This window comes from Ureibacillus acetophenoni, from assembly GCF_900220965.1.
GTDB classification, from domain to species: Bacteria; Bacillota; Bacilli; order Bacillales_A; family Planococcaceae; genus Ureibacillus; species Ureibacillus acetophenoni.
Window position 1 is genome coordinate 407,637 of sequence record NZ_OBQC01000002.1, and the last position, 26,882, is coordinate 434,518.

Below are 26,882 nucleotides of genomic sequence, written 5' to 3' on the forward strand. Positions count from 1 at the left end.
CTTACACTGAACTATATACTATAATAGGTGAGAGAAAGGATGATTATTTTGCTTCGCCTTAGTTGGTTAATTAGTTTAGGACTCTCATTATTGGGAGTGTTAATAGTAGGAAATTTGTATATGCACTCTGAACAAAATGCTGAAAGTTTTGGCTTTATCGGTATGGTATTAGTTATACCGTTTATATTACTTAGTTTATTTATTACATATCGTTATTTTCTTGTTGCATCTAGCAATGCAAAGAACCGATTAATGAAAATGTTTTCCTTTGTGGGGGGATTTGTACTAATTGGAGTACTAATTTTCTTTGCGATCAATTACAAAAATGATATTCTATCAAATGTTGGTGCTTCGTCATCGATTACAATTTTTCCAACATTAAATCAACAAACCTATTCGGTTTATTTTAACTTCTATACATTTGCCCTTATCCATTCTATTAGTGGGTTAATTGGTGGATTTGTAGGTCTGTCTAAAAACGACCAAAACGAAGAAAGATGATTTCTGTTTTAATACAGAAACCATCTTTTTTTATCTTCGTTAAAGAATTTAACAATTTCATTTTAAAATATTCACTTAAAATAAAAGAGTGACCCTTTACATTTGGGGTCACCCTTATAAATACTTATCTTTCTTCCGCTCCAGCTTCAGCTAAAGCTTTTAATACTTTATTGTGTGCGCTTGTTACTTCTTCATCAGTTAGTGTACGTTCTGGATCAAAGTACGTTAATGTGAAGGCAACAGATTTTTTACCAGCTTCCATTTTTTCACCTTCGTAAACATCAAATACTTTTACCTGTTTCAATAATTTCGTTCCCGCTTTACGTATAATGCTTTCGATTTCACCAGCTGGTTTCGTACGATCAAGTTCTAACGCAATATCACGAGTAATTTCTGGGAAACGTGGTACTGGCGTATAAACTAGAGCGTTAGTTGAAGCATTTAATATTGCAAATAAATTCAGCTCCGCAACAAAAGTTTCTTTTAAGTCTACTTTTTTACGTTCTGATGGATGTAAACCACCGATAATACCTACTTTTTCACCATCTAATAGAACATTTGCAGTTTGACCTGGGTGAAGTCCATCTACTAACGCTTTTTCAAAGGAAACTTGATCTGTCAGACCTAATTTTTCAAACAACGCTTCCACAATACCTTTTGCAACGTAGAAATCTACTGGACGTTTTTCACCTTGCCATGCATTATCAATCCATTTGCCTGTTAAGACAATCGCTAAATGCTCTTCTTCGTAAGGAAGTTCTTCTTCTGTTTTCCCAAGGAATACAGAACCTACTTCATATAATGCAACAGAATCTGCTTTACGAGCTACGTTATAGCTTGCAGCTTCGATTAAATGTGGGATTAAACTTTGACGTAATGTTGTACGTTCTTCACTCATTGGCATAAGTAATTTTGTCGTATCTTCCACTTTTAATGCAAATTTTTGAGATAATTCATCAGAAGTTAATGAATACGTAACTGCTTGTAATAGACCAGCACCTTCCATTACATTACGTACTACGCGACGTTTCTCTTGGTACGGTGTTAAACCCCCAACAGAAGCATTTCCTTCTGGCAATGTCATTGGGATTTCATCGTAACCATATAAACGTGCAATTTCTTCTACGATATCTTCTTCGATTTTAATGTCCTGACGACGTGTCGGCGCATCAATGATTAATAAACCATTTGCTGCTTCCACATCGAATTGAAGACGATGTAAAATGGCAAGCATATCTTCTAGAGAGATTTTCATTCCAAGTCTAGCATTTACAAAATCCGGTGATACGACTACGCGAGTAGGTGTTTTATCAAGCTCATCTACTAACACAGTGCCTTGTAGTACTTCTCCACCTGCAAGTTCTGAAAGTAATTGTGCTGCTCTTTCCGCTGCAAGTAACACACGGTTTGGATCAACACCTTTTTCAAAACGTGCTGAAGAATCAGAACGTAATCCTAATTCTTTTGAAGTACGGCGAACAGAGAAGCCATCAAAGTAAGCTGCTTCAATCACAACAGTTGTTGTTTCACTAGTTACTTCAGAATTTGCACCACCCATAACACCTGCAACAGCAACTGGCTCTACACCATTTGTAATTACAAGGTTATGAGAATTTAAAGTACGTTCTTGATCGTCTAAAGTAACGATTTTTTCGCCTTCATTAGCTAAACGAACAACGATTTCGTTCGTTTTTAATGAGTTATAGTCAAATGCATGTAATGGTTGACCGTATTCCATAAGAATGAAGTTTGTAATATCCACTACATTATTGTGTGGACGGATACCAGCCGCCATTAAATGATGCTGTAACCAAAGTGGTGATTCAGCAATTTTTACATTTTTAATTACTTTAGCTGCATAAAGTGGATTTAAATCAGATGCTTCAGTACTTACTTTTATATAGTTTTCAGCATTTTCCGCTGAAGTTGGATAGTTGATTTCTGGAAGTTTTACTTCTTCAGATAATATTGCTGCTACTTCATAAGCAACACCTAACATAGATAATGCATCAGAACGGTTTGGTGTTAACCCAAGTTCAAGAACAATATCACGTAAACCGACTAATTCTAATGCGTCACTTCCTGGCACTGCATCCTCAGGTAATACATAAATGCCATCTGCATATGCTTTTGGCACTGTACGACCTTCAACACCTAATTCTTGAAGGGAACAAATCATACCGTTTGATTCGACTCCGCGCATTTTCGCCTTTTTAATTTTCACTCCACCTGGTAAACGTGCTCCTGGTAAAGCAACTATTACTTTTTGTCCTGCTGCAACATTCGGTGCTCCACAAATAATTTGGCGCACATCTCCTTCACCAACTTCAACTTGGCAAACGTTTAATTTATCTGCATCAGGATGTTTTTCTTTTGAAACAACATGACCAACAACGACATTCGTCATTCCTTGTGAGCGATCGATTACAGCGTCAACCTCAATACCTGAACGAGTAATTTTTTCTGCTAATTCTGTTGGTTCGATTCCATCTATATTTACATATTGTTTTAACCAGTTTAATGATACTAACATTTAATTGCCCTCCTTACCCTTCTGTTCGTTGGAATTGAGAGATGAAACGATTATCATTTGTATAGAAATGACGAATATCCTCAACACCGTATTTCAACATAGCGATACGTTCTACACCCATACCAAAAGCGAATCCTGAATATTTCTTCGAGTCATAGCCACCCATTTCAAGAACATTTGGATGAACCATCCCAGCACCTAAAATTTCAATCCAGCCTGTTTGTTTACATACATTACAGCCTGATCCACCGCATTTAAAACAAGAAATGTCCATTTCTACTGAAGGCTCTGTGAATGGGAAGAAGCTTGGGCGTAAACGAATTTCGCGATCCGAACCAAACATTTTCTTAGCCATTTTATCAAGAGTTCCTTTTAAGTCACTCATTCGAATATTTTCTCCAACAACTAATCCTTCAATTTGCATGAATTGGTGGGAGTGAGTAGCATCATCACTATCACGTCGGAAAACCTTACCCGGACAAATAATACGTAATGGTTCACCTTTTTTCTCTAGCATTGTACGAGCTTGAACTGGAGAAGTGTGTGTACGTAGTAATGTTTCTTCCGTAATATAGAACGTATCTTGCATATCACGTGCAGGGTGACCTTTTGGTAAGTTTAAGGCTTCGAAGTTATAGTAATCCTTTTCAACTTCTGGTCCTTCAGCAACTTCATAACCCATGCTTATGAATAAATCTTCAATCTCTTCAACAACACGAGTTAACGGGTGACGGTTCCCCACGCGTACAGGTCGGCCTGGCAACGTTACGTCAATTGATTCTTTTTCAAGTTGTTCTAAAACGGCTTGTTCTTCTAACTCGGCAACTTTTGCTTCTAATTGCTCCGTCACGTGTTCACGTACTTTGTTAACTAGCGCCCCCATTTTCGGACGTTCTTCAGGAGATAATTTCCCCATTCCTTTTAGTAAATCGGTAATTGGGCCTTTTTTCCCTAGGTAAGCTACACGAACTTCATTTAACTCTTTTAAGTTCAAAGCTGCTTCAATCTTTGCTAAAGCTTCTTGCTCTAACTGCTTTAATTGTTGTTCCATATCTAATTCCTCCTCTATTAGAGTGCCAGGCACCCAAACAATTGTGAATAGTCATTAAGTGGTTTAAGACAAAATAAAAAACCCCGCCCCAAAAAAGGGACGAGGATCATTTCGCGGTACCACCCTAGTTATTGCATAAGTGCAATCACTTCATTTACATAACGACTTTTCTGCCGGCATTCCTTTACAGCTAAATGCTGGTCCCGGAAGCTGCTTGCGAGGTGAACTTCAATAGTAAAAATTACTTTGTAAGCTTTCAGTCCATGGCTTACAATCCCTGAAAAGCATTTCAACTACTTACTCTTCTCGCTCAAACGCATTTTATAATTATTGTTTAAAATAGTCTGAACATATTTTACGATATATTATTCAGCGTTTCAAGTAATTGCAACAACTTCAATACATTTCTGCAATATTTTAGCGTTTTTGCCCTCTAATATCCAACATAAAACGTTTTTTAGCTTTTAATCACATCAGTTGTTGTTATATCAAAAAAATGAACTTTATCCTTATCTAATTTAAACTTAACTTGCTGTCCCCCTAAAATTTGGGACTCAGCTTTCACACGGGCTACAAATTCCTGATCAGCTATTTTTGAGTATAGGTATTTTTCTGCACCTAATAATTCAGCAACCTCAACTTGTGCTGTGAAGACCGAGTCAGTTGAATCGAACTCTGTTACCTCTTCTATGAATTCTGGTCTTATGCCTAAAACAACTTCTTTATTGTTATAGCCTTGATTCATTAATAATTTTCGTTTTTCCATAGGTATTTCAATTTTTACATTTTCAACAATAAAATGGCCATCAACAAACTTACCTGTTAAAAAATTCATTGGTGGAGAACCGATAAATCCACCTACAAAAATATTGTTCGGATGGTCATACACTTCTTTTGGCGTTCCGATTTGCTGAATTTTACCGTCTTTCATGACAACGATTCGCGATGCCATTGTCATCGCCTCCGTCTGGTCATGTGTAACATAAATGGTAGTCGTTTGTAACCGTTGATGAAGTTTTAAAATTTCTGTACGCATTTGAACGCGTAATTTTGCGTCTAAGTTGGAAAGTGGTTCATCCATAAGGAATACTTTTGCATCTCGAACTATTGCACGACCTAAAGCAACCCTTTGTCTTTGACCACCTGAAAGTGCTTTTGGTTTTCTTTTTAAATAATCCACTAATCCTAGAATCTTTGCGGCATTCTTAACTCTTTGATCTATTTCTTCCTTTTTAAATTTACGTAGTTTTAATCCAAAAGCCATATTATCGTATACATTTAAATGTGGGTAAAGTGCATAGTTTTGAAATACCATAGCAATATCACGATTTTTTGGTGGAACGTTATTCATCTTTTGACCATCAATATATAACTCTCCACCGGAAATCTCCTCAAGGCCAGCGATCATTCTTAATGTTGTTGATTTCCCACAGCCAGAAGGTCCAACAAACACTATAAACTCTTTATCTTGTATATGAAGGTTAAAATTATCAACCGCTAAAACATTTTTATCATATTTTTTTTGTATATTTTCAAGAAGCAGTTCTGCCATACTTCCCCCCCCTTTTAAGCTACTTTTTTATCTTCATTATTAAATTTCAAAAGTAGACATTTGGTCTAAATTAATACTATCGGGATTCCTTTTCTCTGTCGTCAGTTTTGATAATTCCATCCACAAGCTCCTTTAGTTAAGAGTTAAAGCTCTCTTACCTATGTAAAATCCGCTTCAATCTATATTCATTTCCTCATTATCTACGGGTTGCACCGTCCATTGTTATTGAAACTAAATTATGAATTATTTTTCTTAACCGGTGAATATTCGTGCTTCGTCCAAAATGAACACGATTCGTTAAGAAAATAATGGCTACATCTCGTTTTGGTGAATTCCAAATAGATGTCCCTGTAAAACCAGTGTGGCCAAATCCATCTTGAAAAAATTGACCTGAAAATGAAGATGGATCATACAATTGCCAACCTAAGCCTCTGTTTAAATTGAGACCCTTCGTGAAGGACTTTTTCGTTAATTCAATCGATGTTGCAGATAGTAAGTTTCCTTTTCCAAAGTCACCGCCATTTAGTAACATTCTTGCGTATTTAGTCAAATCTTCAGCTGTAGAAAACAACCCCGCATGCCCACTTACACCACCAAAGTGGAACGTGTTTTCATCATGAACTTTTCCCCACTGAAAATCTTGTATCGAATCCATAAATTCCGTTGCTGCAATTCGATTTTTCTTGCTTTCAGGGGGATTAAAATACGTATCATTCATTTCTAGCGGTTCATAAATAGATTTCGCCGTATACACATCTAATGGCAATTGAACAATTTGTTCAACAATTTTTCCAAGAAGTATAAAATTCAAATCACTATATATAACTTCTGTTTCTACAGGTTTCCTATCCCCTAAATTAGAAATGAGATCAACCACTTCATCTCTCTTAGCATTCAGTCGATAAAATTTAATATCCGGTCGGAACCCACTCGTATGTGTTAATAAATGTTTAATGGTCACTTCATGATGATTTATCTCTAATTGAGGAAGGTATAAAGATACAGAATCATCGATATCTAATAAACCTTTTTCCTGTAATTGCATAATCGCTGGTAAAGTTGAAGTCACTTTCGTAAGTGATGCTAAATCAAAAATTGTATCTTTTTTCATTTGGATTTGCTTTGTTTCATGTGCATAACCAAAAGCGCCTTTATATATGGTTTCATCAGATGTAGTAATAGCGATCACAGCACCCGGTATATGACGATTTAGAACTGCTTCTTCTAGAACCTCGGCAACCCGTTGGAAGTTTTTTTGTACCACTTGAGTCCTCCTAATATGGGAGTAGCTTTAATTGAATTTTATTTTATCGCTCCCTCAGTCATCCCTTTTACAATATGACGTTGGAAAATTGAATAAAAGATTATTACTGGTATGACCGCAATACATAATCCTGCGAATAAGACACCCCATGCACTTTCATACCGTGCACTTGTTTTCAATAAATCCATCGCTACACCTAACGTATTTTTACTCTTCGTATCTAGCAAAATTAATGCTAAAAAATATTCGTTCCAAAAAGATATTGCATTTAATATGGTAGCCGTAATAATACCCGACTTTACTAATGGGGTAACAATTTTCAGTAAAATACCATATGGACTCATCCCGTCTATTGCTGCAGCCTCTTCTAACTCCCTAGGCACATTGCCCATAAAACTAACGAGAATAAAAATCGTAAATGGAATTTGCGATACTGCATATACAAGTGAAAGTGCCCATAAATTATCCAGCATGTTAAATTTTAACAGTAGGAAAAATAATGGAATCCAACCTAATACAGAAGGTAACATCATCGATGCAAGATAGGTATTTAATAATACATCGCTACCTTTAAAACGAAGTCTTTCAAGGGCATAAGCAGTAGGTATTGCAAAAAGTAGACATAACAATGATCCTAAAATGGTTACGAACAAACTATTTAAAAAAGCGGTCCCAATATTGTAATTTGACCAAGCAGCAACAAAGTTGTTTAAATTCCACTGTTGTGGCCATGACCAAGGGGATGAAAAGATTTCTGCGTTCGTTTTGAATGCACCTATGAACATCCAAACTAGAGGGAAAACGACGATTATAGACCATAGAAATAAGGGGATTCTTACTGCAATTTTGGACAAAGTCGATAATATCTGCATCCTATCCCTCCTAATACTCCACTTTTTCTTTTTTCAATAATACTTGTAAAATTATTACGGAAACTAACGATAAAACTAAAATTAAGACGCCAATAGCTGCACCGTAGCCAAACTGGAAATCTTCAAATGCCTTTTGGTATAAGTACGACCCCATTACTTCTGTCGCCACTCCAGGTCCCCCTGCTGTCATTACTTGAACAAGGACAAAAGAACCATTTAACGAAGTAATAACGATATAAATAATCGATGTTTTTATTTGTGGCCATATTAATGGAACTGTAATTTTCCAAAATTGTTGCCATTCACTGGCTCCATCAATTTCAGCAGCTTCATATAAGCTTTTCGATATATTTGTAATTCCACCCATTAATAACAACATAAACAATCCAATCCCTGCCCAAATAGCTGGAATTGAAACACTTGGCAATGCCCAGGTCATATCCCCTAACCATGGACGTGCCCATTCTTCTAATCCGATTGCACGAAGAAGTCCATTTACTAAACCGATGTTAGGGTCATATATAAACTGCCATAGAATCCCAATAACTACTACTGACATTATATTAGGGAAAAAGAATACGATTCGGTAAAATGGCGCTTCTTTAATGCGAAGCTGTGTTAATGCAACTGCAAAGAAAAGTGCCAAAATCATAATTCCAAACACTTTAATAAAAACAAACAAATAATCATTTATAATTGCTCGTAAAATAACGGAATCTGATAACATCCTTGTATAATTATCAAATCCGATAAACTCCATTACCGAACTAGTACCAGACCATTTAAAAAATGAATAATAGAGTCCACCAATCATTGGGTAGACAGTAAAAATACAAAACATTATAAATGTAGGAAGCAAACAAAATGCCAAAAAGAGATACTTTTGTGTTTTTGACTGAACCACGTCTATCACTCTTTCTACATAGGGATACAGTGAATCCAATTGCAATTTCAGTAATCCTTCACCAATTCTTTTGATAAATTAAGAGAGATGTAATTAAAAGTTACAATCTCTCTTAATTTTAATCTTCCTGTTATTTGGTAATTACATTCCACGTAATTCCTTTGCTTTATTAGTCATTCGATTAACAAACTCTTCCGCATCAATTTGACCTAATAATATTTCAACGATTTGTATCTTAATTTCATTCGTAATTTCTACTGCAATTTCTTTTTCTCTATCGCCTTCTGGAGTATTTCTATTATGAATTTCAATTTGACCTGGTTCATTAATCATGTCATTAATACCTTTTAAGAAATCAGGAACACGGTTATTAGCAGATAAATCTACATTTTTCATATTCATAATTGCACCTGTTGACTCAGCAAATTTTTGTGCATATTCCTCTGTAAAGATAAACTCAAGGAATGCCTTCGCCGCTTCAGGATTATCTGCCTCTTTTGCAATTGCAATTGTTCTGATATCTGGAATTAGTGCCATCGATTTACCTGGATCATTCATAGGTGTTGGAACGAAACCATAGACAAAATCTGCTGGTGTATCATTTTTCATTTCATTTGGAAGCCAGAACCCAACCGGAATATAAGCATTTTGATGTAGTAATAAATTCATTTGTGACTGAGTGTGATTGTATGCAGCAAATCCTGAATCTACTAATCCCGCATCTACAATCGCTTCAACCTTTTTCATTACTGCCAATACTTCTTCCCTTTCCCATGCTTCCACGACACCATCTGCTAAATCATTAAGTAATTGTTCTCCACCAGCTGCAGCAAATGCTGGGTTTAATACTCCTCGTTGGAAATATTGAGCATATTGTCCCGTTGTATTAAATGGTGCAATTCCTGCTTCTTCTTTAATTTGCTTCATAGAAGCTAACCAGGTATCAAAATCAGTCGGTATTTCCCACCCTTGTGCATCAAACCATGCACTGTCATACCAAATTCCCCAAGTATCAAATACTAATGGTAGACTATAAATTTTCCCACCATCGAGTTCTTCAGCTGGAGAAATAAAGCTATCTAATAAAGGTGTACCATCCTCCAATGTAAGTCCTTTTGCCCAGTCACTTATGTCCAATAGCTGACCATCTGCAATCATTTGCGTTTCACTAGAACCTGCTCCATCAATATAGACAACATCAGGTGGATCATTTGATATCCATCTTGTATTCATTTCTGTATTTATGTTTGGTCCAGCATGCTCAATTACATTTACGTCAGGATAAGCTGCTTTAAAGTCTGCGATAACTTCTTTCCACCAAGCATCACCATAACCACCTACAAAATATTGAATTTCTAAATCGCCAGAAATCCCACCACTAGCACTTTCTTCACTAGTACCCTCTTCGGTATTCCCTGTCTCCGTTGTTTTCTCAGGTTCAGATTCTTCTGTCGTTGTAGTATTAGAACATGCTGCTAAAACTAAGAGAAGAAGTGTAACAAGCAAAAACAACCAGCTTTTGTTTAAAGACTTTGTCAATTTAACACCTCTTTACTTTTTTTTGTAAACCATTTACATCACCTTGTGACAAACGGTTTAGACTAAATCCGTAAACCAAATCTAATCTTTCTAACTGACTAAATCTTAGGACTAAAAAGATACATCAAATGTAATAAGGCAAGTCCTGTCAATAATCGATTTCCAGATAGTAGTTCTATAAATCTCCATAACCCATTAGCTATATTGGTAGTTTTACTACATAGACTATTAAAACAAACGAAACTTAACTACATTGTAAGTCTATGTATGAAAACGCTTAATAATTATTCTTATATTTCAGAATTTTGGGTAAATTTAAAACAGAAACAGGAATCTATGAAACCTGTTTCCGTTACAACTTAATTTTTTATTGATTCTGCTACTTTCATTAAATAATATTGTTCTTCTCTAGCCATATGATCTGCCATTGATGCGGTAAATGTTCCTAATACTTCTGCACTTAACTCCATTTCCTCCAATTCATGTAAAAAGGTTTTAAAAAGTTGAATTTCAAGGTTCACTTCATGATTAAATCTACTAAGTGCAGGAAATTTTCTTCGGTTGGTTCTTAAGTATCCAGTTAACTCAATTGCTTTTAAATAAAACTGCTCAAAGTGCTTTGTAAACTCATGACTTTTTTCTTTTAGTCTTTTTTCAACTCCATCTAATTGGTCATTAATTGCCCCTGCATGACCTGCAGCATCAATTAACCAGACTAAATGATGATGTAATTCGTGAAATATTGGTGGGCTTTTCTTTTGTTTTAGGTAAGATAATACTCGTAGATACTCTTCTAATTCATTAACCATATGATTCATAAAAGTAGGAGTAAGGTGGATATTCATTTGACCTGTTATGTGGCGTTCGATGAGGGATAATTTAAATGTTCTTAACCGTTTTGCTGCATCTTCACAAGCATTTGCAAAAACAACTGCATTTGCATTGTTTAACGATGGTACTTGAGAATGTAACTGATCAAAAAGTTGAATAAATGTGTTCGCATATGCTATGTCCGCACTTTCTGAAGGATATAATGAATCATGGATAAACCTAGAATGGTCACCAAGTACTTGAAGCCAAAACCGATGTTCAAACACAGCGCTTTCTATATAATTTGACAACCTGGTAACAACTCCTTTTTTTCACTTCGTTCACAATGTATGTTGGATTTTGTCATATTATTATAATGGAGTGAGTACCTTTTTCTATTAAATAAAAAACCAAATCATTGAATTGTACTTAAAAAATCATAGTCAATTCATGATTTGGTCTCAAATGTCATGTTATTTTTTCACAAGCTGATAAAGAAGAATTCCTGTCGCTACAGCTACATTTAATGATTCGGCCTGTCCGAATATTGGTATCGTCAGATTTTGAGTTGTCTTATCTAATAGTTGTGGATGTATTCCACTTCCCTCATTTCCAACAATCACTGCAAAGGCATCTGAATTTTTTACTTCAGTATATGAAATTGCATTTTCTAGAGCAGTTCCATAAACAGGTACGTCTTTCTCTTGTAATTTCTCAACCCAATCCAGTAAATCACCGCGCACTACTGGAATATGGAAATGAGAACCTTGAGCAGAACGGACCGTTTTTGGATTAAATGCATCTACACTACCCTTTCCTAAAACAACAGCATCCAATCCTGCAGCATCTGCAGTACGAATCATTGTTCCGATATTTCCTGGATCCTGCACTGCGTCAATTAGCAATACTTTACTCCAGCTTGACATGTCACTTTCTGAAATGACACGTTGTTTACAATGGGCAAATACACCTTGGGAATTTTCAGTCTCAGCAATTTCTCTTGCAACTGAACTTGTCACTTCAATGATCATTACTTCATCAATTGCCCATAAAAGTGGTAAATCGACTCCTTCTCGAACGATTATCTGAACAATTTGATCTTTATTTTTTAACGCCTCTTCAACTAAATGGAATCCTTCTACAAGATATTCTCCTGTTTTTTCGCGTTCTTTTCTCATCGTCACTAGTTTTTTCCAATGTTTTACTAATGCGTTTTGTGCTGATTCAATTCTTTTCATTACTAATCCGCCTTTATTCTCTTTTCATAAGCTTCATTTTACACGAAATAATAAGCACTGTAAAAGATACACGATTTTAACAATTATATATTTAGTTCTTCAATCATTTTTAATAAAGTTGTACCTAACTTTTCTACTTCAGCTTCCGTAGTCCCAACCCCAAAAGAAACTCGGAAAAATTGTCTAGCTTTCGATAAATTATACTCCATGGCTAAAATTGCTTTAGTACCTGAGGCACTATTAATGTCACAAGCACTTCCTGTAGATATACAAATTTCATCTTCGTTTAATCGAAGCATGACATATTGACCTTCAACACCTTCAAGACAAATACCAATAATACTTGGTAATTGTTCTTCACCTTTTCCTTCTATAAACGAACAAGGTGAATGTTTTAATAGTTCTTTCAGTTTAATTCGGTATTTCCAAAAGTCTTCCAATCGATATTCATATTCTTCAATTGCTGTTACCATTGCTACAATTGCAGGAGTGTCAACAGTACCTCCTCGTAAGCCCCGTTCATGGGTTACCCCTGGAAAGACAGGTAAAACACGTCGTTTTGGGTTTAGATAAACAGCTCCACACCCTTTTGGACCACCAATTTTATGTGCAGAAATAGTAATAGCATCTACATTGCTTGAAAAAGACTTTAGATCTAACTTACAAAAGGATTGTACGCAATCAACATGATAAGGAATATCATATGCATTTGCAATTTGGGCTATTTTCTCAACGGGTTGGATAGTACCAATTTCAGAGTTTACGTGCTGAATTGAAATTAATACTGTATCATTTCTTATCGACTTTTCTAGCAGTTCTACATCAATGATTCCATTATCGGTAAAAGGTAGCTTAGTTATTTCATATCCTTCTCTTTCTAAAGTGTTCATTGCTGCATGTACGCTAGTATGTTCTGCATCACTTGTAATAATATGTTTTCCTTTCCCACCTCTTGCAAGAGATAAAATAGCTAATAAGTTCCCTTCTGTTCCACTTCCCGTAAAAATAACTCCATACTTATTAACACCTAATTTATCCGCAATTATAGTACGAGCATTTTCTAATAAAAGTGCTGCTTTTCCTCCCGCATCATGAAGACTGGATGTATTTCCAAATGCTAATTTTGCTGCATCGCTATATGCATTAATCGCTGCATTACTCATTGGAGCTGATGCAGCATAATCAAGATAAATCATTGTAGGTTCCTCTCTTATTAACATATTTTTCTATGATTCTTCCATGTTATGTTTTGAATTCAAGACTTGTTTTCTTTTTTATTTTATGTGAAGATAGGTGTAAAGACAACTGTAAAGAAGGTTACTTACATGATTATCGAAACGGATATCGTCATAATCGGAAGTGGTGTTGCAGCTTTACAATCAGCAAAAGCTTTAAGTAAAAACTTTAATGTACATATAATTACTAAAGCTGAAATTACTAATGGTAGTTCATATAAAGCACAGGGTGGAATTGCCGCTGTTATGTCTAGCGACGATCAAACCCAGCTCCATATTAACGACACATTAGTTGCTGGCGAACATCATCACTCTTTAGAAAATGTTAAAACGTTAGTTGAAGAAGGAAAAAATGCAATTCATCAGTTAATCGATGAGCATTTCCCTGTCGACCGTAAAGACAACGGTGACATTTCATTAGGTCTTGAAGGCGCGCATAGTATGCCACGAATTGTCCACTCAGGTGGTGATGCAACGGGTAAAGTACTAATAGATTATTTATTAAAAGTATTACCAAAAAACGTGCAAATTCACGATTTTGAAATGGCATTTGAATTGATTTTAAACAATCATAGTGAATGTATCGGTGTGAAAACGAAAACTTCTAATGATGATATAAATACCTATTTTGCTTCTTATATCATATTAGCTACTGGTGGGGCTGGTGCACTTTATGCTAGTACATCTAATTCCCCGAATAGTTTTGGTGATGGCATAGCACTTGCCTTTTTAGCTGGTGCAAAAATCTCTGATATGGAATTTATTCAATTTCACCCAAGTTTACTCTATGTAAAGGGGTTATCTCGTGGATTAGTCTCTGAAGCGGTTCGTGGTGCTGGAGGACAATTTGTAGATGAAAATGGCCAAAAGATCATGGAGGGAAAACATCCCCTCGGTGATTTAGCTCCACGACATATTACAGCATTTGAAATGTATAAAGAACGTGCAAAAGGAAATGAAGTGTACATTGATATTTCCATGATTGATCATTTTGAAGAACAATTCCCAACAATTACTCAATTATGTAAAGATAATGGAGTTTCAATAACAGAAGGTAGAATACCAATAGCACCTGGTAGTCACTTTATTATGGGTGGTGTTGTTGCTGATTCGTTCGGTCGCACAAGTATTCCTAGATTACTTGCTGTTGGTGAAGTTGCATGTACTGGTGTTCATGGAGCAAATCGATTGGCGAGCAACTCCCTATTAGAAGGGATTACTTTCGGTAAATTAATGGCAGAACATCTAATCCAAAATGGTACTAGACAAAAAAACTTCCAGCCTGTCAAAAACATTACTAGTTTTAATGTGAAATCTTTCACATTATTACCAATTGAGGAACTCCAAAATGAAATGTTAGCAAAATCTGGTATTTTAAGAGACTCTGAAGGTTTACAAGAGTTAATTCATCAATTACCTTCTTTTGAACAATTCTTTAAAGTAGATTTTGACAATCTAAAACAAGAAAAGATTGAACAAATTTTTATGCATATCACTTCATCACTAATCGCGAATGCTGCCTTTGTACGAACAGAATCACGTGGTGCACATATTCGAAAAGATTATGGAGATTTGAGTAACGATTGGCAAAATAAATGGATAGTTTTTGAAAATGGAAAAATGAATGTAAGGGGCGGACTATATGAATTTGATCAAACTTCAAGACATGTTAAAGCAATTTTTTAATGAAGATATTGGTGATGGAGATCTTTCGAGCGAATATTTATTCTCCCCTTCTGAACAAGGATCGTTTACATTCTATGCAAAGGAAGACGGCGTATTTTGTGGAGCACAGATAATTGAAACTGGTTTTAAATTACTAGATCCAACGCTAGAAGTAACATTGTTAAAACATGATGGTGAACGAATTCATAAAGGTTCACAATTAGCAGTTATTTGCGGATCCTTTAGAAGTTTACTGACTGGAGAACGTGTCATTTTAAATTTAGTTCAACGAATGAGTGCAATTGCAACAAATGCTGCAAATGCTGTTGCTTTAACAGAAGGAACCAATGCAAAAATAGTTGACACTAGAAAAACAATTCCTGGTCTTAGAATGCTAGATAAATATGCTGTTCGATCGGGTGGTGCTTTCAATCACCGAGGTGGGTTATATGATTGCATTATGTTAAAAGATAACCATATTGCTTTTGCTGGTGGAATTACAAATGCAGTTAAACTAGCAAAATCAAAAATTGGTCATACGATTAAAGTCGAAGTAGAAATTGAAACGAAAGACCAATTACTAGAAGCTATTGAAGCTGGTGCAGACATAATTATGTTTGATAACCGCACACCTGATGAAATTCGTGATTGGTTACCTTTTGTACCAGATCATATAACAACTGAAGCATCTGGCGGCATTACTTTAGAAAATTTAAGAAGTTATGCAGAAAGTGGCGTTCAATATATTTCCCTTGGAGCACTTACCCATTCTGTAAAAGCTTTAGACATTAGTGCATTAGTACAACTTAAAGGAGCGTATTAAAAGATGGCAATTGCAAATTTACTAAAAGATGTAAAAATGTTACCAGAAAAATATCGTTCGATGGAGCGTTCTGAAATGGAAGCTCGCATCCGTGAAATAAAAGAAAAATTAGGTGATGATTTATTTTTACCTTGTCATCACTATCAAAAAGATGAAGTCGTTCAATTTGCTGATAGTATCGGGGACTCTTTACAACTAGCTCAAGTTGCGGCTAAAAATAAAAAAGCTAAACATATCGTATTTTGTGGCGTTCATTTTATGGCAGAAACAGCAGATATGTTAACTGAAGATTATCAAGATGTTTACCTACCTGACATGCGAGCTGGATGCTCAATGGCAGATATGGCGGATATTTATCAAACTGAAGAAGCATGGAAAGAACTTCAAAATATCTTTGGTGATACAATTATTCCACTAACTTACGTCAATTCAACAGCAGCGATTAAAGCTTTTACTGGTCGTTACGGTGGTGCATGTGTTACTTCTTCCAATGCAAAGAAAATGGTTCGATGGGCATTTACACAAAAAGAAAGATTATTCTTCTTACCTGACCAACATCTAGGTCGTAATACTGCTTTTGATATTGGCATTCCTTTAGAACAGATGGCTGTTTGGGACCCATATAAAAATGCATTAGAATTTGAAGGCAATGTTGATGACATTAAAGTGATCTTATGGAAAGGTCACTGCTCAGTTCACCAAGGTTTCACTCCAGCAAATGTATATCAAGTCCGTGAGAAATACCCTGATATGAAAATTATTGTTCACCCTGAATGTTGTCGTGAAGTTGTTGAATTAGCTGATGACAATGGTTCTACTAAATATATTGTCGATGTCATTAATAATGCTCCATCAGGTTCTAGCTGGGCCATTGGAACTGAAATGAATCTTGTTAAACGTATCATCGCAGAACATCCTGACAAAAGTATTATTTCACTTAACGAGAATATGTGTCCTTGTTTGACGATGAATCGGATTGATCTACCTCATCTACTTTGGGCACTCGAGATGATTGATAACGGTGAACAAGGAAATATCATTCAAGTAGATAAAGAAACAACTAGAGAGGCTATACTCTCACTTGATCGAATGCTTCAGTTGGCTTAATTTAAAAGTAGCGGTGATGTGTGCTTTTCACATCACCTTTTTTTATATTTAATAGATTTTCTAAATCAAACCCCACTAAAAAAACTAAAATACCTAATAATATAATGGACTTTCTACCAAAATTGGAACTGCCCTATGTATTTATCTTCCTTTAGCATTGAAGTATACGCCTGCAGCTAAACCTACGAAAGAAATTAACATAAAATACATACCAGTTGAAGCTGCGTTAACCGTTACGCCAAAGATTGTTTCCGTTTTTGACATGATAAATAAAATCACACCAATAATACCTAGTAAAGCTAGAACATAACCTCCAACTTTATTTATATGTTTTCCTTGATTCACACGAATTAATGGATAAATAAAGATTAAAAGGAATAAATAACCTTGTTGTTGGAATCCATTCACACTGAATAATCCAACATCAACCCATTTGAAAAATAATGAAATAATTGAAAGTAAAAACGATCCTATAATTAATTTTTTACTTAATGACCAGTTTGCCATTTTATCACCTCAGGAGTCTATATCGGCAGATAGTACTATTTTTAAATAGTTTTTGTGAATATTAAATAATTTATCCATACTATTTTAATATATCCCAACTATTACTCTAGTGATTTTGGTACTTTTTCATTAAGTATATTTTGTTTACTTGCAAGTTGCTAGATTAATGGATATTACGCTTTCTAAAGTTCCCACCTTTTACTTCTGCAGCCTCATAGACAGTTACAAATGCAGTTGGGTCAATGTCACGTATAATTTCTTTCATTTTACTATCTTCTAATCGGTTAATGACACAAGTAATTTCAATTGATTTTTCTTTAGAATAAGCACCATATACTTCTTTATATGTTGCCGTTCGTCCTAATCGGTCACGGATCGTTTCAACCATTATCTCTGGTTCTTTTGTAATTATATTAAATGTTTTCGAACCACTTAGACCTTCTTCAACGATTGTTACGACTTTAGAAGCAATAAAGTAAGCAATTCCGGAAAGCATCGCCCCTTTAAACCCGAATACCGTTGATACGATGATAAACACAAAAACATTTAAGAAAAGAATCAGGTCACTCGTACCAAAAGGAAGTTTTCTTGAAAGTAATACCGCTAACATATCAATACCATCAAGCGCTCCACCATTTCGTAATGCTAACCCCATACCAAAGCCGAGAATAATCCCACCAACAACAGTAACTAATAGTGTATCTGCGTGAATAATCGTTGGTACATGGTGCATAAGGCTCGTACCTACTGATAATGAAGCGATACCAAGTATCGATAATATCGCAAATGATTTACCAATTTGTTTATAACCTAAATAGATAAATGGAATATTTAATGCTCCAATTAATATACCTAGAGGAATTCCAAATAATTGTGAACCTACAATACTAATCCCAGTAACTCCACCGTCGGATACAGAGTTTGGAATTAATACAGATTCCAATCCGTAAGCTGCAATCGCTCCACCGATAATTACCATTATTGCTCTTACAAAAAACATTAGTTTGTTGGATTTATGTTGTACATGTCCCATCAAAAAACCTCGATTCAAAAAAGTATGTAATTATTATATAAAACGCGTAGTACATGCGTAAAATCAAAAGTAGTATTTTTACAAAAATTTGTAATAACAAATGTAATTATGTTAATAAAAATTTTCCAATCATTATATATACGTTCATTATGTATAGAATTTATATATTTGAAACAAAATACTCAAAGAGGAGGAGATTGTAATGAGTTTTATGATACGCGAAGCGATAACATCAAATGTACAAGGTGATAGTGCGAACGAATTTCGCGATACAGTAGAAGATGCAATTTCTCGCGGTGACGAACATTTACTACCTGGCCTTGGAGTCTTTTTAGAAAAATGGTGGCAAACTTCAAGCGCAGCTGAACAAGAAGCGTTTACTGAAAAACTATCTCAAGCCTTTAAAAATTAACGATTGATTGAAGTGGACAAAGACTATTTGTTCACTTTTTTAATTGATGAAAAAGGCAATCCAGCGTCTCCCGGATTGCCTTTACTATGATGCAATGTGTCTTTCCAACTTGAAAAACAATCGCATGTAATTGATTTTAATTAAGCTAAAATTGAAGCAAGAACTGCTTTTTGTGCATGAAGTCTGTTTTCAGCCTGTTCAAAAACATAAGAATTCGGACCATCAATAACTGATGTAGCAACTTCTTCTTCTCTATGAGCAGGTAAACAGTGTAAGAACATATAATTTGGTTTTGCAAATTTAACTAATTCATCATTAATTTGATAATCTTTAAAGTCAGCTAAGCGTTTTTTAGATTCTTCTTCTTGCCCCATTGAAGTCCATACGTCAGTATAAACTACATCTGCGTTCATAACGGCTTCAACTGGATCATTTGTTACAGCAACGATACTTCCGTTAGCTTTTGCAATTTCAGCTGCTTTTGCAATAATTTCTTCGTTACATTCATATCCATCAGGTGTTGCTACTACAATATCCATTCCTACGTGTGCAGCTGCAACAACTAATGAGTGAGCAACGTTATTTCCATCGCCTACATATCCAACTTTTAAACCTTTTAATGTGCCTTTATTTTCTGCAATTGTTTCTAAATCCGCTAAAGCTTGGCAGGGATGATAAATATCAGTTAACCCGTTGATTACAGGGATTGTTGCATGTTCTGCAAGTTCTTTCACCATCTCATGGGAGTTTGCACGAATCATAATCGCATCTAAATAGCCTGATAAAACTTTCCCTGTATCTGAAATTGGTTCGCCTCGACCAATTTGTAAATCACGTGAATGCATAAACATTGATTTACCACCTAATTGGTGCATCCCTACTTCAAATGAAATACGCGTACGTGTCGAATTTTTTTCAAATATCATTGCAAGGGTTTTGCCGTCTAGTAATTTCGGGCATTTCCCTTCTTTTGTCAATGCTTTTAGTTGTGTAGCTAATTTAATTAAATCTTGAACTTCTTCACTTGTATAATCAAGCAACGTTAATAAGTCTTTTCCTTTTAAACTAGAGACTAATTTTAGTTGCACCTCTTCTAACAATTTCATACTCTTTACCGCTCCTTATTGTTAAGTTGTAATTCATTATACAATTGCATATTTATAAAATCAAGCGTATTTTTATAATATTTTTTCGTTTTACAAATTCGATAAATATTCATAAAAATAGAGAAAATCTGTGAATAAATAATAAAAATATAGAATATTAATAAAATTTAAGCTATAAAAATTCGTTATTTTTAAATATTGTGCGAAAATTTATTCATTAAAATATGTATGTGTATGTTTAATTATTCAAGAGAGACCTAAAAAATTGAAAGGAAAAATACCTCAAAAACAATATTATGTAATGATATTCCCTTTTGTTCTTAAAATGTGGGATTAGGGACAGTTTACTGGAAATTTTTCAACTTTTTCTCCTCTCCTATCTAAAACAAAAAAATCGAATTAAATTAAATTCGATTTTTAGCATTCATCGTTTTATTTAGTTGTTTTCGATCAAGTTTCCCAAGAGAGTTATAAGGGAGTTGGTTAACCAATTCGATTTCCTTTGGTAATTGGTATCTCGATACCTTTGACCGCAACCAATGGAGGATTTCATGCTCGGTTAATTCGCTTCCCTCTATAGGAATTACGAATGCTTTTAATCGTTGGCCGAACTGTTCATCTTCAATCCCTATCACGATTGCATCTATAATCGATGGATGTTTCATAAGCATTTGTTCAACCTCAATAGGATAAATATTCACCCCGCCAGAAATGATCATATCATCGATCCTACCGCATAAATAATAAAAGCCGTTTTCATCTACGTATCCTATATCCCCAGTTTGTATCCAACTCGTGTTCCTATTCCACATTGACCATTCATTTTTTATACAGATTAGACCTACGTTTCCTTGTTTCACTTCACACAAATGACTATCTAATACTTTAAGATCCACTCCCGGTATCTTCCTCCCAACAGTTGCTGGAGAATAGATTAAATCTTCAGGAGTTGCGATAAAGTTTAATCCAGATTCTGTTGTACCGTATAAATTGTACAATACGTTCCCCAATGAATTAAATGTATCTTCAACTAAATTAGAAGTTAACCTTGCCCCGCCGGAAGCAATACAACGCAACGACCTTAAATCCTCCTTGTTCGTATCTAACATTCGTTGCAACATCGTTGGAACAACTGTAACGACTTTAATATGGTGTTCTTTAATTACTGTACAAGCATCTTGTGCATCAAAGTTACCCCGAATAAAGACTTGCTTCCCTAATGGAATGAATAGAAGCATAATGGCCATTCCATATCCATGATAAATCGGGGTCGCAACGTAAGCTCTGTCATATTTTAATATCTCTAATTTTTGAATAAACACAATAAAAGGATTTAAATAATTAAACAATGAAGGCTTATGTGCGATTTCTTTTGGTTTGCCAGTTGTGCCGCTCGTATGTAATACAACCTTACCACTTGATGTTCTTGGGAGTTTGTTACTTTCATGATGTTCATAAAGTAGATGATTATTAATTGCAGGTAATTCGTTATGATAACTGAACACTTTCGGATCCTTGTAATCTGATTGGCTAACAATTGAACTCAATTCAAAATCATAAATTAATAAATGAAACGGATGTTGATGAATTAATTCATTAAACTTAATCTTGCTAATTTCAGTATTAATAAAATACAAATCTGCGCCTAGTCTTGAAACAGCAAAAATGGATTTCATAAGTGAAGCATGGTTTTTGCACAGGATGGCCACCTTACTTCCTTTATCTATACCCATTTTTTCTTTTAGAGCGATTGCAAGTTTCATAGATGAGCTAAGCAATTCCTTATAGGTGAAAGATTCTTTGTCATCCACTAAAAACACTTGATGAGAATATCTTTTCTCTGCAAAGTTTAATAATGTCATTAAATTGACTCCACACTTTAAAAAAGAATTGATTAAATAGCATACAGCAATCGGTGATAAACATTTTATATGATAAAGAACATATAGTAATCGAAAAACTTTCACCAAAACACTCCACCCTATCTCTTTTTTGTGAAATCCCAAAAGCTAAATAAAAAAATAGACGCCATTTGACCAAATAGTAGCCACCAAGGTTTCATTTTTTTCTTATTCTTATACATTCCCTTGCAGATAATCTGTGCTGCGCCACGTTTAGACAAGGCAGGTTTATTTCGATATGCTACAGTAGGTTCAATCATAGGTGTTTTTACTAACGGAAAATAAATCGACGTTGTTACTATTCCTTTTGCATTTAGCTCAGGTGAAACGGACCTAAACCAAATATCAAATGCCGATTTGGAAGCTTGGTAAGCTGCGAAATAAGGGACTGGTGCTAATAAAGTATTAATACTTGACACGTTAATGAATTGCCCTCGATTTTTTTGAAGAAGTGGTATGGTTGATAAAAGTAACTGGACTGGTGCGTAATGGTTAATGGCCATCGTTCTTGAAACATCATGAAATCGATCAAGAGAATCATAGATTGAACGTTTAATGGATAGACCTGCATTACTAACGATTATATCTAACCCATTTGGTAAGCTATGAAGAAAGGATAGCAAATCGTTCATCTCAGGTTCATTTCTTAAATCTGCTTGGAAGATATCTACCCTTGCGTTTTTCTTTTCGACCTCTCTCTTTACTTCAGCAAGCTTCTCTCCTCTTCTCGCAACTAAAATCAAATGACAATGAAAGTCCGCAAGCTCGTATGCAAGTTGTGCTCCAATCCCTGAACTCGCACCTGTAATTAATATTGATTTCCCTTCAAGTTGTTGAGCGAGTGTTTTTTTATTCACATTAGTTAATCCAAAGAAACAGAAGTCTACTAAATATTGATTATGCATTATCAACCTCACTCAGCTTTCAACTTTTTATATAAACGTTAGTTTTTCGCATTTCATACAATGAGTCCCTTTGTTTATAGTACCATTAAAAGAATAGGAAAAATTTCAATGTTGTAACTTTTACCTAAAATCTTTCGTTCCACTAATAACACTATGAAAGGAGAACCATATGATTGAACCAGACCTACTCATCAAACAAGCAAAGGACGGGAATTTGTATGCTTATGAACAATTAATTGAACATTACATACCTACAATTGAACGGTTTGCTTTCCAAAGCGGTATTCCCCTAGATTACATAGAAGATGTGACGCAGGAAGTTTGTATTAAAATGTATCGATTTTTGCATCATTTTGTGAATGGAAAATTTACAACTTGGTTGTATCAAATCACATTAAATGAAGTTCGCGATCAATATAGAAAAAAACAAGTGATGGAAACAAACTTGAATAACTATCAAAATGAATTGCCGAGAAATTACTATGAACACTTTTACAGTGAATTTAATAATGATTTACATAATGCAATCACTGCACTCGAAGACAAATACAAATTTCCGCTCATTTTATTTTATTTTCATGAACTTACATATAAGGAAATTGCAATCGTCCTAAACATTTCAATGCCTAATGTCAAATTACGAATACTTCGAGCGAAAAAAAAGTTAAAACATCAGTTGGAGGGAACTTTATGACAAAAGAGTTAGAAGAACGATTACTTCGTTTAAAACAAAGTTATGAAAAACTCCCGATTCAGTCTGAACCAAAAAACATAATGAATCAGTTACCGATGCAGAAATTCAAAACTAAGAATAGAAGAAAGCGATTTATTCTACCTATGCCAGCCTTCGTTTTTGTAACATTTATACTTCTAGGAACTGTTAGTACGGTTTGGGTCTTAAACAACCCAACTTCCCAATCTAATTTACCTATTACAGAAACCAATGAGCGAGAGATGGATAACGAAGATTATCTCGATTTAATTGCATGGACGAATGAATTAGAAGTGCGTTATGAAAATTCCATTCAACGTTATGCAGAAGAACTTGGATTAACAATAGAACAAATTGAATCACTATCATACATCCAAAACAGTTATTCTCTTTTAAAATATACGGTGGATTTAGTTGAAGAGAAAGAAATACGTTATGACAACACGAATATAAAAGAATGGGAACAAAGGATAATGGATTCCATTCGCCCCCCTAGTGAAATGCTACTATTATTAGAAAAAGGGGAAAAACTATCGCTTGAAGAAGAACATTCGTTTTTACTTGATTATGGAGATAAAATAAAGAGTTTGTCATCACTATATAACGAACTACTGAAGACGAATACATTGCAAGCCGACTCTGAACTTCTAAAAATGCAAGGATTTATTTTAGCTACTAACAATAACGGTGAATTCTATCAGTATATATATGATGATTTTAAACCCGTTGTTTCTGAAAAACTGTCAGCTTCTGCTTTTAGTTATTTGGAAGCCCTATCAATGCAGCCTTATTTTTATGCAGGGGATTTTTTATTCTCTGTAGAAGAGATGACAAAATCGATGTTAAAATTAGAAGTACTTTTAACCAATGAAAACTACGAACAATTCCAGGATTATGATTTACTTAAACTTTATTATCAAGGTGGTATATTTAAACTTTTCACTGGAACTGACTCATATCATGTGAAAGAAAATAACACTTATTCAACTTCTCTTATTTCTGTGCTAAATCAATTAATTGAACAAGATAGCGCAGTTAGTGAATTGGCTAAAACAATTTTAATGGAGATTGAAAACAGTAACCATTCAGAAACAATTGAAAATCTAACTTATGATCAAATCTGGATGGAAGTGTTAAAGAAGAAGTATGGCGACATTGATCTCCAAATAAAATAAATCCTTAACAAAATGCGTAAACCCTTCTAAATTGGATTTACGCATTATACTTTTTTACGTTCCAATTATAGGAAATCTTTAATCAAGGGAACTACAAATTTCGATATAATGTCCATCTGGATCTGCTACATACGCTACTACTTGTCCCCAAGGTTTCTCAATTGGTTCCACTAAAATTTCAACATCTCGTTTTCTTAATGATTCGATTGTTCCTTTCACATCGTCAACAACAAATCCAATTTCAAATGTTTGAGAAGAATTATTTTCTGGAATAGGCAATCCTGTAATTTCTTTTACACTGTCACGTGTATTGATGGCTAAAATCGTAGAACCCGTTTCAAATTCAATATAAGTTCCATGCTCTCCACGAACTGGTAGCCCTAAAATATCTTTATAAAATCGTTTTGATTTCTCCTGATCTGCAACATATAAAATTACATATCTCATTTTTAAGTTCATATACAATCACTCCATTATTCAGCATTTTTTTCCCATAGTTCAATCCATCGACCCTCTGGATCAGCAATCCAAAGAAATGTTCCAAATTCACTTTTTTCAACTTCTTTTATAAGTGGAATACCTAATTTGTTGAAATGTTCCATCCATTCCTCAATATGGTCAACTTGAAAGTTTATCATAACTGATTGTTCTTTCGGAAAGTACTCACTATCTTCTTTAAATAAAGAAAAAATCGTTTCATTATCTTGGCTTGGAGTAATAATTGCTCCATTCCAATCGTTCATCTCAATTCCTAAAGTTTCTTTATACCATTCTTTCAATCCATGAACATCTTTCGTTCTCCAAAAGATGCCACCAAATCCTTTCACTTTCATAAGGCATGCCTCCAAATATTCCATAGTACAATCCACTAATATTTATTCCATAAATAAAGCGCTAATCCCTTTTTGAGAATTAGCGCAATCGTTAATTTGTTTTATTCAAATGTAATTTTATTTACAGTTTCACGGTCTAATCGTTTAGTAACTTCTACAATTAGTTTCACTGTATTTTCATAATCATCACGATGTAAAATACCTGCATGTGAATGGATGTATCTTGTCGCAATACTAATTGCAATACTTGGAACACCAGTTCCGGCAATGTGCATTGAACCAGCGTCTGTTCCACCACCTGGAGTTGAGTCGAATTGGTATGGAATGTTCAGTTCTTCAGCAACGTCTACAACTAAATCACGTAAACCTTTATGCCCTACCATTGAAGCATCATAAATAATAATCTGTGGACCAGCACCAACTTTAGAAGTTGATTCATTTGCTGTAATACCCGGTGTATCACCAGCTACACCAACATCAACAGCAAAACCGATATCTGGTTGGATTTTATTTGTTGCAGTTTTTGCTCCACGTAATCCAACTTCTTCTTGTACGTTTCCTACACCGTAAACAACGTTTGGATGATTTTCATCTTTTAATGCTTTCATAACATCAATAGCAATTGCACAACCGATACGGTTATCCCAAGCTTTTGCAAGAAGCATTTTTTCGTTTTTCATCACATTGAATTCGAAATAAGGTGTAATCATGTCACCAGGGCGAATTCCCCACTCTTCAGCTTCTTCTTTTGAGCTTGCACCAACATCAATAAAGATGTCTTTCATTTCCATTACCTTTTTACGTGCTTCAACTGGCAAGATGTGTGGCGGTTTTGAGCCGAATACACCAATGATTTCGTCACCTTTTCGAGTTGTAATTGTTACTCGTTGTGACAGCATTACGTGGCTCCACCAACCACCAACTGTTTGGAATTTAATAAACCCTTTATCATCGATTTGGGTTACCATAAAACCAATTTCATCAAGGTGACCAGCAATCATAATTTTAGGACCATTTGCGTCCCCAACTTTTTTTGCAATTAAACTTCCTAAACCATCCGTTTCAATTTCATCTGCATATGGTTCGATATATTTTTTCATTACTTCACGAGGTGCACGTTCATTTCCCGCGATTCCATTTGCATCTGTTAATTCTTTAAACATTGTTAATGTTTCGTCTAATTTCGCCATTTGTTGTCCTCCCA

General features: G+C 34.8%; 25 protein-coding genes and 1 other annotated feature. Of the genes, 7 read left to right on the forward strand and 18 right to left on the reverse strand.

The features are described 5' to 3' along the window. Positions 1-39: 39 nt before the first annotated feature. Entirely contained in the window at positions 40-501 is a 462-nt protein-coding gene (locus CRO45_RS04755; RefSeq protein WP_097148488.1) for a nucleoside-diphosphate sugar epimerase, read from the forward strand. Between the two features lie 124 nt (positions 502-625). Here CRO45_RS04755 and pheT read toward each other — a convergent pair whose 3' ends face one another. The 10 genes from pheT to CRO45_RS04805 form a co-directional block, all read right to left on the reverse strand. Then, positions 626-3,034 (reverse strand): phenylalanine--tRNA ligase subunit beta, encoded by a 2,409-nt coding sequence (pheT, locus tag CRO45_RS04760; RefSeq protein WP_097148489.1) that lies wholly within the window; start codon positions 3,032-3,034, stop codon positions 626-628. A 13-nt stretch (positions 3,035-3,047) separates the two neighbouring features. Further along, the gene (gene pheS / locus CRO45_RS04765) at positions 3,048-4,085 is read right to left on the reverse strand and encodes a phenylalanine--tRNA ligase subunit alpha (protein WP_097148490.1); all 1,038 of its coding nucleotides are present in this window, start codon (positions 4,083-4,085) and stop codon (positions 3,048-3,050) included. Positions 4,086-4,177: 92 nt separating this feature from the next. Continuing rightward, positions 4,178-4,409 (reverse strand) — a binding site (T-box leader). Between the two features lie 133 nt (positions 4,410-4,542). Next, the gene (locus CRO45_RS04770) at positions 4,543-5,637 is read right to left on the reverse strand and encodes an ABC transporter ATP-binding protein (protein WP_097148491.1); all 1,095 of its coding nucleotides are present in this window, start codon (positions 5,635-5,637) and stop codon (positions 4,543-4,545) included. Between the two features lie 196 nt (positions 5,638-5,833). After that, positions 5,834-6,901 (reverse strand): serine hydrolase domain-containing protein, encoded by a 1,068-nt coding sequence (locus CRO45_RS04775; RefSeq protein WP_097148492.1) that lies wholly within the window; start codon positions 6,899-6,901, stop codon positions 5,834-5,836. A gap of 38 nt (positions 6,902-6,939) precedes the next feature. Continuing rightward, positions 6,940-7,773, reverse strand: a complete 834-nt coding sequence (locus tag CRO45_RS04780) for a carbohydrate ABC transporter permease (protein WP_097148493.1) — start codon at positions 7,771-7,773, stop codon at positions 6,940-6,942. Between the two features lie 10 nt (positions 7,774-7,783). Continuing rightward, complete coding sequence (locus tag CRO45_RS04785) at positions 7,784-8,677, reverse strand: carbohydrate ABC transporter permease (RefSeq protein ID WP_097148494.1); 894 nt, start codon at positions 8,675-8,677, stop codon at positions 7,784-7,786. Positions 8,678-8,818: 141 nt separating this feature from the next. Next, on the reverse strand, positions 8,819-10,216 hold the full coding sequence (locus CRO45_RS04790; protein WP_097148495.1) for an ABC transporter substrate-binding protein: 1,398 nt from the start codon (positions 10,214-10,216) through the stop codon (positions 8,819-8,821). Between the two features lie 359 nt (positions 10,217-10,575). Then, positions 10,576-11,337 (reverse strand): DUF2935 domain-containing protein, encoded by a 762-nt coding sequence (locus CRO45_RS04795; protein ID WP_097148496.1) that lies wholly within the window; start codon positions 11,335-11,337, stop codon positions 10,576-10,578. A 162-nt stretch (positions 11,338-11,499) separates the two neighbouring features. Further along, positions 11,500-12,264 (reverse strand): TrmH family RNA methyltransferase, encoded by a 765-nt coding sequence (locus tag CRO45_RS04800; RefSeq protein ID WP_097148497.1) that lies wholly within the window; start codon positions 12,262-12,264, stop codon positions 11,500-11,502. A gap of 83 nt (positions 12,265-12,347) precedes the next feature. Further along, a complete protein-coding gene (locus CRO45_RS04805) occupies positions 12,348-13,460 on the reverse strand; it encodes a cysteine desulfurase family protein (protein WP_097148498.1) in 1,113 nt (370 codons plus the stop codon). Positions 13,461-13,589: 129 nt separating this feature from the next. Here CRO45_RS04805 and nadB point away from each other — a divergent pair, with 129 nt between their 5' ends. From nadB to nadA, 3 genes are read left to right on the forward strand one after another with little or no spacing between them, the layout of a single operon-like run. Further along, positions 13,590-15,185 (forward strand): L-aspartate oxidase, encoded by a 1,596-nt coding sequence (gene nadB, locus CRO45_RS04810; protein WP_097148499.1) that lies wholly within the window; start codon positions 13,590-13,592, stop codon positions 15,183-15,185. Next, on the forward strand, positions 15,142-15,987 hold the full coding sequence (nadC, locus tag CRO45_RS04815; RefSeq protein ID WP_097148500.1) for a carboxylating nicotinate-nucleotide diphosphorylase: 846 nt from the start codon (positions 15,142-15,144) through the stop codon (positions 15,985-15,987). The genes nadB and nadC overlap by 44 nt, the downstream gene beginning before the upstream one ends. A gap of 3 nt (positions 15,988-15,990) precedes the next feature. Then, positions 15,991-17,094: a quinolinate synthase NadA gene (gene nadA, locus CRO45_RS04820; RefSeq protein WP_097148501.1), complete on the forward strand. Its 1,104-nt coding sequence runs from the start codon at positions 15,991-15,993 to the stop codon at positions 17,092-17,094. A gap of 141 nt (positions 17,095-17,235) precedes the next feature. Here the strand turns inward: nadA and CRO45_RS04825 are convergent, their stop codons facing one another. After that, entirely contained in the window at positions 17,236-17,601 is a 366-nt protein-coding gene (locus CRO45_RS04825; protein WP_097148502.1) for a hypothetical protein, read from the reverse strand. A gap of 163 nt (positions 17,602-17,764) precedes the next feature. Beyond that, positions 17,765-18,634, reverse strand: a complete 870-nt coding sequence (locus CRO45_RS04830) for a YitT family protein (RefSeq protein ID WP_097148503.1) — start codon at positions 18,632-18,634, stop codon at positions 17,765-17,767. A 202-nt stretch (positions 18,635-18,836) separates the two neighbouring features. Between CRO45_RS04830 and sspI the strand changes: the two genes are divergently transcribed. Then, a complete protein-coding gene (gene sspI / locus CRO45_RS04835) occupies positions 18,837-19,046 on the forward strand; it encodes a small acid-soluble spore protein SspI (RefSeq protein WP_097148504.1) in 210 nt (69 codons plus the stop codon). Between the two features lie 140 nt (positions 19,047-19,186). Here sspI and argF read toward each other — a convergent pair whose 3' ends face one another. The 3 genes from argF to CRO45_RS04850 all read right to left on the reverse strand — a co-directional run bounded on the left by argF (position 19,187) and on the right by CRO45_RS04850 (position 22,958). Continuing rightward, positions 19,187-20,152: an ornithine carbamoyltransferase gene (gene argF / locus CRO45_RS04840; protein ID WP_097148505.1), complete on the reverse strand. Its 966-nt coding sequence runs from the start codon at positions 20,150-20,152 to the stop codon at positions 19,187-19,189. Between the two features lie 404 nt (positions 20,153-20,556). Next, a complete protein-coding gene (locus CRO45_RS04845) occupies positions 20,557-22,014 on the reverse strand; it encodes an AMP-binding protein (protein ID WP_235864521.1) in 1,458 nt (485 codons plus the stop codon). A gap of 119 nt (positions 22,015-22,133) precedes the next feature. After that, positions 22,134-22,958, reverse strand: coding sequence for an SDR family NAD(P)-dependent oxidoreductase (locus CRO45_RS04850; RefSeq protein WP_097148507.1), 825 nt, complete (start codon positions 22,956-22,958; stop codon positions 22,134-22,136). A 169-nt stretch (positions 22,959-23,127) separates the two neighbouring features. Here CRO45_RS04850 and CRO45_RS04855 point away from each other — a divergent pair, with 169 nt between their 5' ends. Together CRO45_RS04855 and CRO45_RS04860 are read left to right on the forward strand one after the other, a co-directional pair. Next, a complete protein-coding gene (locus CRO45_RS04855; RefSeq protein WP_097148508.1) occupies positions 23,128-23,652 on the forward strand; it encodes an RNA polymerase sigma factor in 525 nt (174 codons plus the stop codon). Continuing rightward, positions 23,649-24,845: a hypothetical protein gene (locus CRO45_RS04860; RefSeq protein WP_097148509.1), complete on the forward strand. Its 1,197-nt coding sequence runs from the start codon at positions 23,649-23,651 to the stop codon at positions 24,843-24,845. Before CRO45_RS04855 ends, CRO45_RS04860 begins: the two co-directional genes overlap by 4 nt. A gap of 78 nt (positions 24,846-24,923) precedes the next feature. Here CRO45_RS04860 and CRO45_RS04865 read toward each other — a convergent pair whose 3' ends face one another. The 3 genes from CRO45_RS04865 to CRO45_RS04875 all read right to left on the reverse strand — a co-directional run bounded on the left by CRO45_RS04865 (position 24,924) and on the right by CRO45_RS04875 (position 26,868). Then, positions 24,924-25,304, reverse strand: coding sequence for a VOC family protein (locus CRO45_RS04865; RefSeq protein ID WP_097148510.1), 381 nt, complete (start codon positions 25,302-25,304; stop codon positions 24,924-24,926). Positions 25,305-25,318: 14 nt separating this feature from the next. Next, on the reverse strand, positions 25,319-25,678 hold the full coding sequence (locus tag CRO45_RS04870) for a VOC family protein (protein ID WP_097148511.1): 360 nt from the start codon (positions 25,676-25,678) through the stop codon (positions 25,319-25,321). Between the two features lie 101 nt (positions 25,679-25,779). Continuing rightward, positions 25,780-26,868 (reverse strand): M42 family metallopeptidase, encoded by a 1,089-nt coding sequence (locus tag CRO45_RS04875; RefSeq protein ID WP_097148512.1) that lies wholly within the window; start codon positions 26,866-26,868, stop codon positions 25,780-25,782. Between the last annotated feature and the right edge of the window lie 14 nt (positions 26,869-26,882).

Coding starts and splice junctions, on each gene's coding strand:
- CRO45_RS04860 (WP_097148509.1), top strand. CDS start 23,649: ATGACAAAAGAGTTAGAAGAACGATTACTTCGTTTAAAACAAAGTTAT.
- CRO45_RS04770 (WP_097148491.1), bottom strand. CDS start 5,637: ATGGCAGAACTGCTTCTTGAAAATATACAAAAAAAATATGATAAAAAT.
- CRO45_RS04805 (WP_097148498.1), bottom strand. CDS start 13,460: ATGATTTATCTTGATTATGCTGCATCAGCTCCAATGAGTAATGCAGCG.
- CRO45_RS04755 (WP_097148488.1), top strand. CDS start 40: ATGATTATTTTGCTTCGCCTTAGTTGGTTAATTAGTTTAGGACTCTCA.
- CRO45_RS04865 (WP_097148510.1), bottom strand. CDS start 25,304: ATGAACTTAAAAATGAGATATGTAATTTTATATGTTGCAGATCAGGAG.
- CRO45_RS04845 (WP_235864521.1), bottom strand. CDS start 22,014: ATGACATTATTAAACTTTGCAGAGAAAAGATATTCTCATCAAGTGTTT.
- sspI (WP_097148504.1), top strand. CDS start 18,837: ATGAGTTTTATGATACGCGAAGCGATAACATCAAATGTACAAGGTGAT.
- nadC (WP_097148500.1), top strand. CDS start 15,142: ATGAATTTGATCAAACTTCAAGACATGTTAAAGCAATTTTTTAATGAA.
- CRO45_RS04800 (WP_097148497.1), bottom strand. CDS start 12,264: ATGAAAAGAATTGAATCAGCACAAAACGCATTAGTAAAACATTGGAAA.
- CRO45_RS04875 (WP_097148512.1), bottom strand. CDS start 26,868: ATGGCGAAATTAGACGAAACATTAACAATGTTTAAAGAATTAACAGAT.
- CRO45_RS04850 (WP_097148507.1), bottom strand. CDS start 22,958: ATGCATAATCAATATTTAGTAGACTTCTGTTTCTTTGGATTAACTAAT.
- CRO45_RS04825 (WP_097148502.1), bottom strand. CDS start 17,601: ATGGCAAACTGGTCATTAAGTAAAAAATTAATTATAGGATCGTTTTTA.
- argF (WP_097148505.1), bottom strand. CDS start 20,152: ATGAAATTGTTAGAAGAGGTGCAACTAAAATTAGTCTCTAGTTTAAAA.
- CRO45_RS04855 (WP_097148508.1), top strand. CDS start 23,128: ATGATTGAACCAGACCTACTCATCAAACAAGCAAAGGACGGGAATTTG.
- nadA (WP_097148501.1), top strand. CDS start 15,991: ATGGCAATTGCAAATTTACTAAAAGATGTAAAAATGTTACCAGAAAAA.
- nadB (WP_097148499.1), top strand. CDS start 13,590: ATGATTATCGAAACGGATATCGTCATAATCGGAAGTGGTGTTGCAGCT.
- CRO45_RS04830 (WP_097148503.1), bottom strand. CDS start 18,634: ATGGGACATGTACAACATAAATCCAACAAACTAATGTTTTTTGTAAGA.
- CRO45_RS04870 (WP_097148511.1), bottom strand. CDS start 25,678: ATGAAAGTGAAAGGATTTGGTGGCATCTTTTGGAGAACGAAAGATGTT.
- pheT (WP_097148489.1), bottom strand. CDS start 3,034: ATGTTAGTATCATTAAACTGGTTAAAACAATATGTAAATATAGATGGA.
- CRO45_RS04780 (WP_097148493.1), bottom strand. CDS start 7,773: ATGCAGATATTATCGACTTTGTCCAAAATTGCAGTAAGAATCCCCTTA.
- pheS (WP_097148490.1), bottom strand. CDS start 4,085: ATGGAACAACAATTAAAGCAGTTAGAGCAAGAAGCTTTAGCAAAGATT.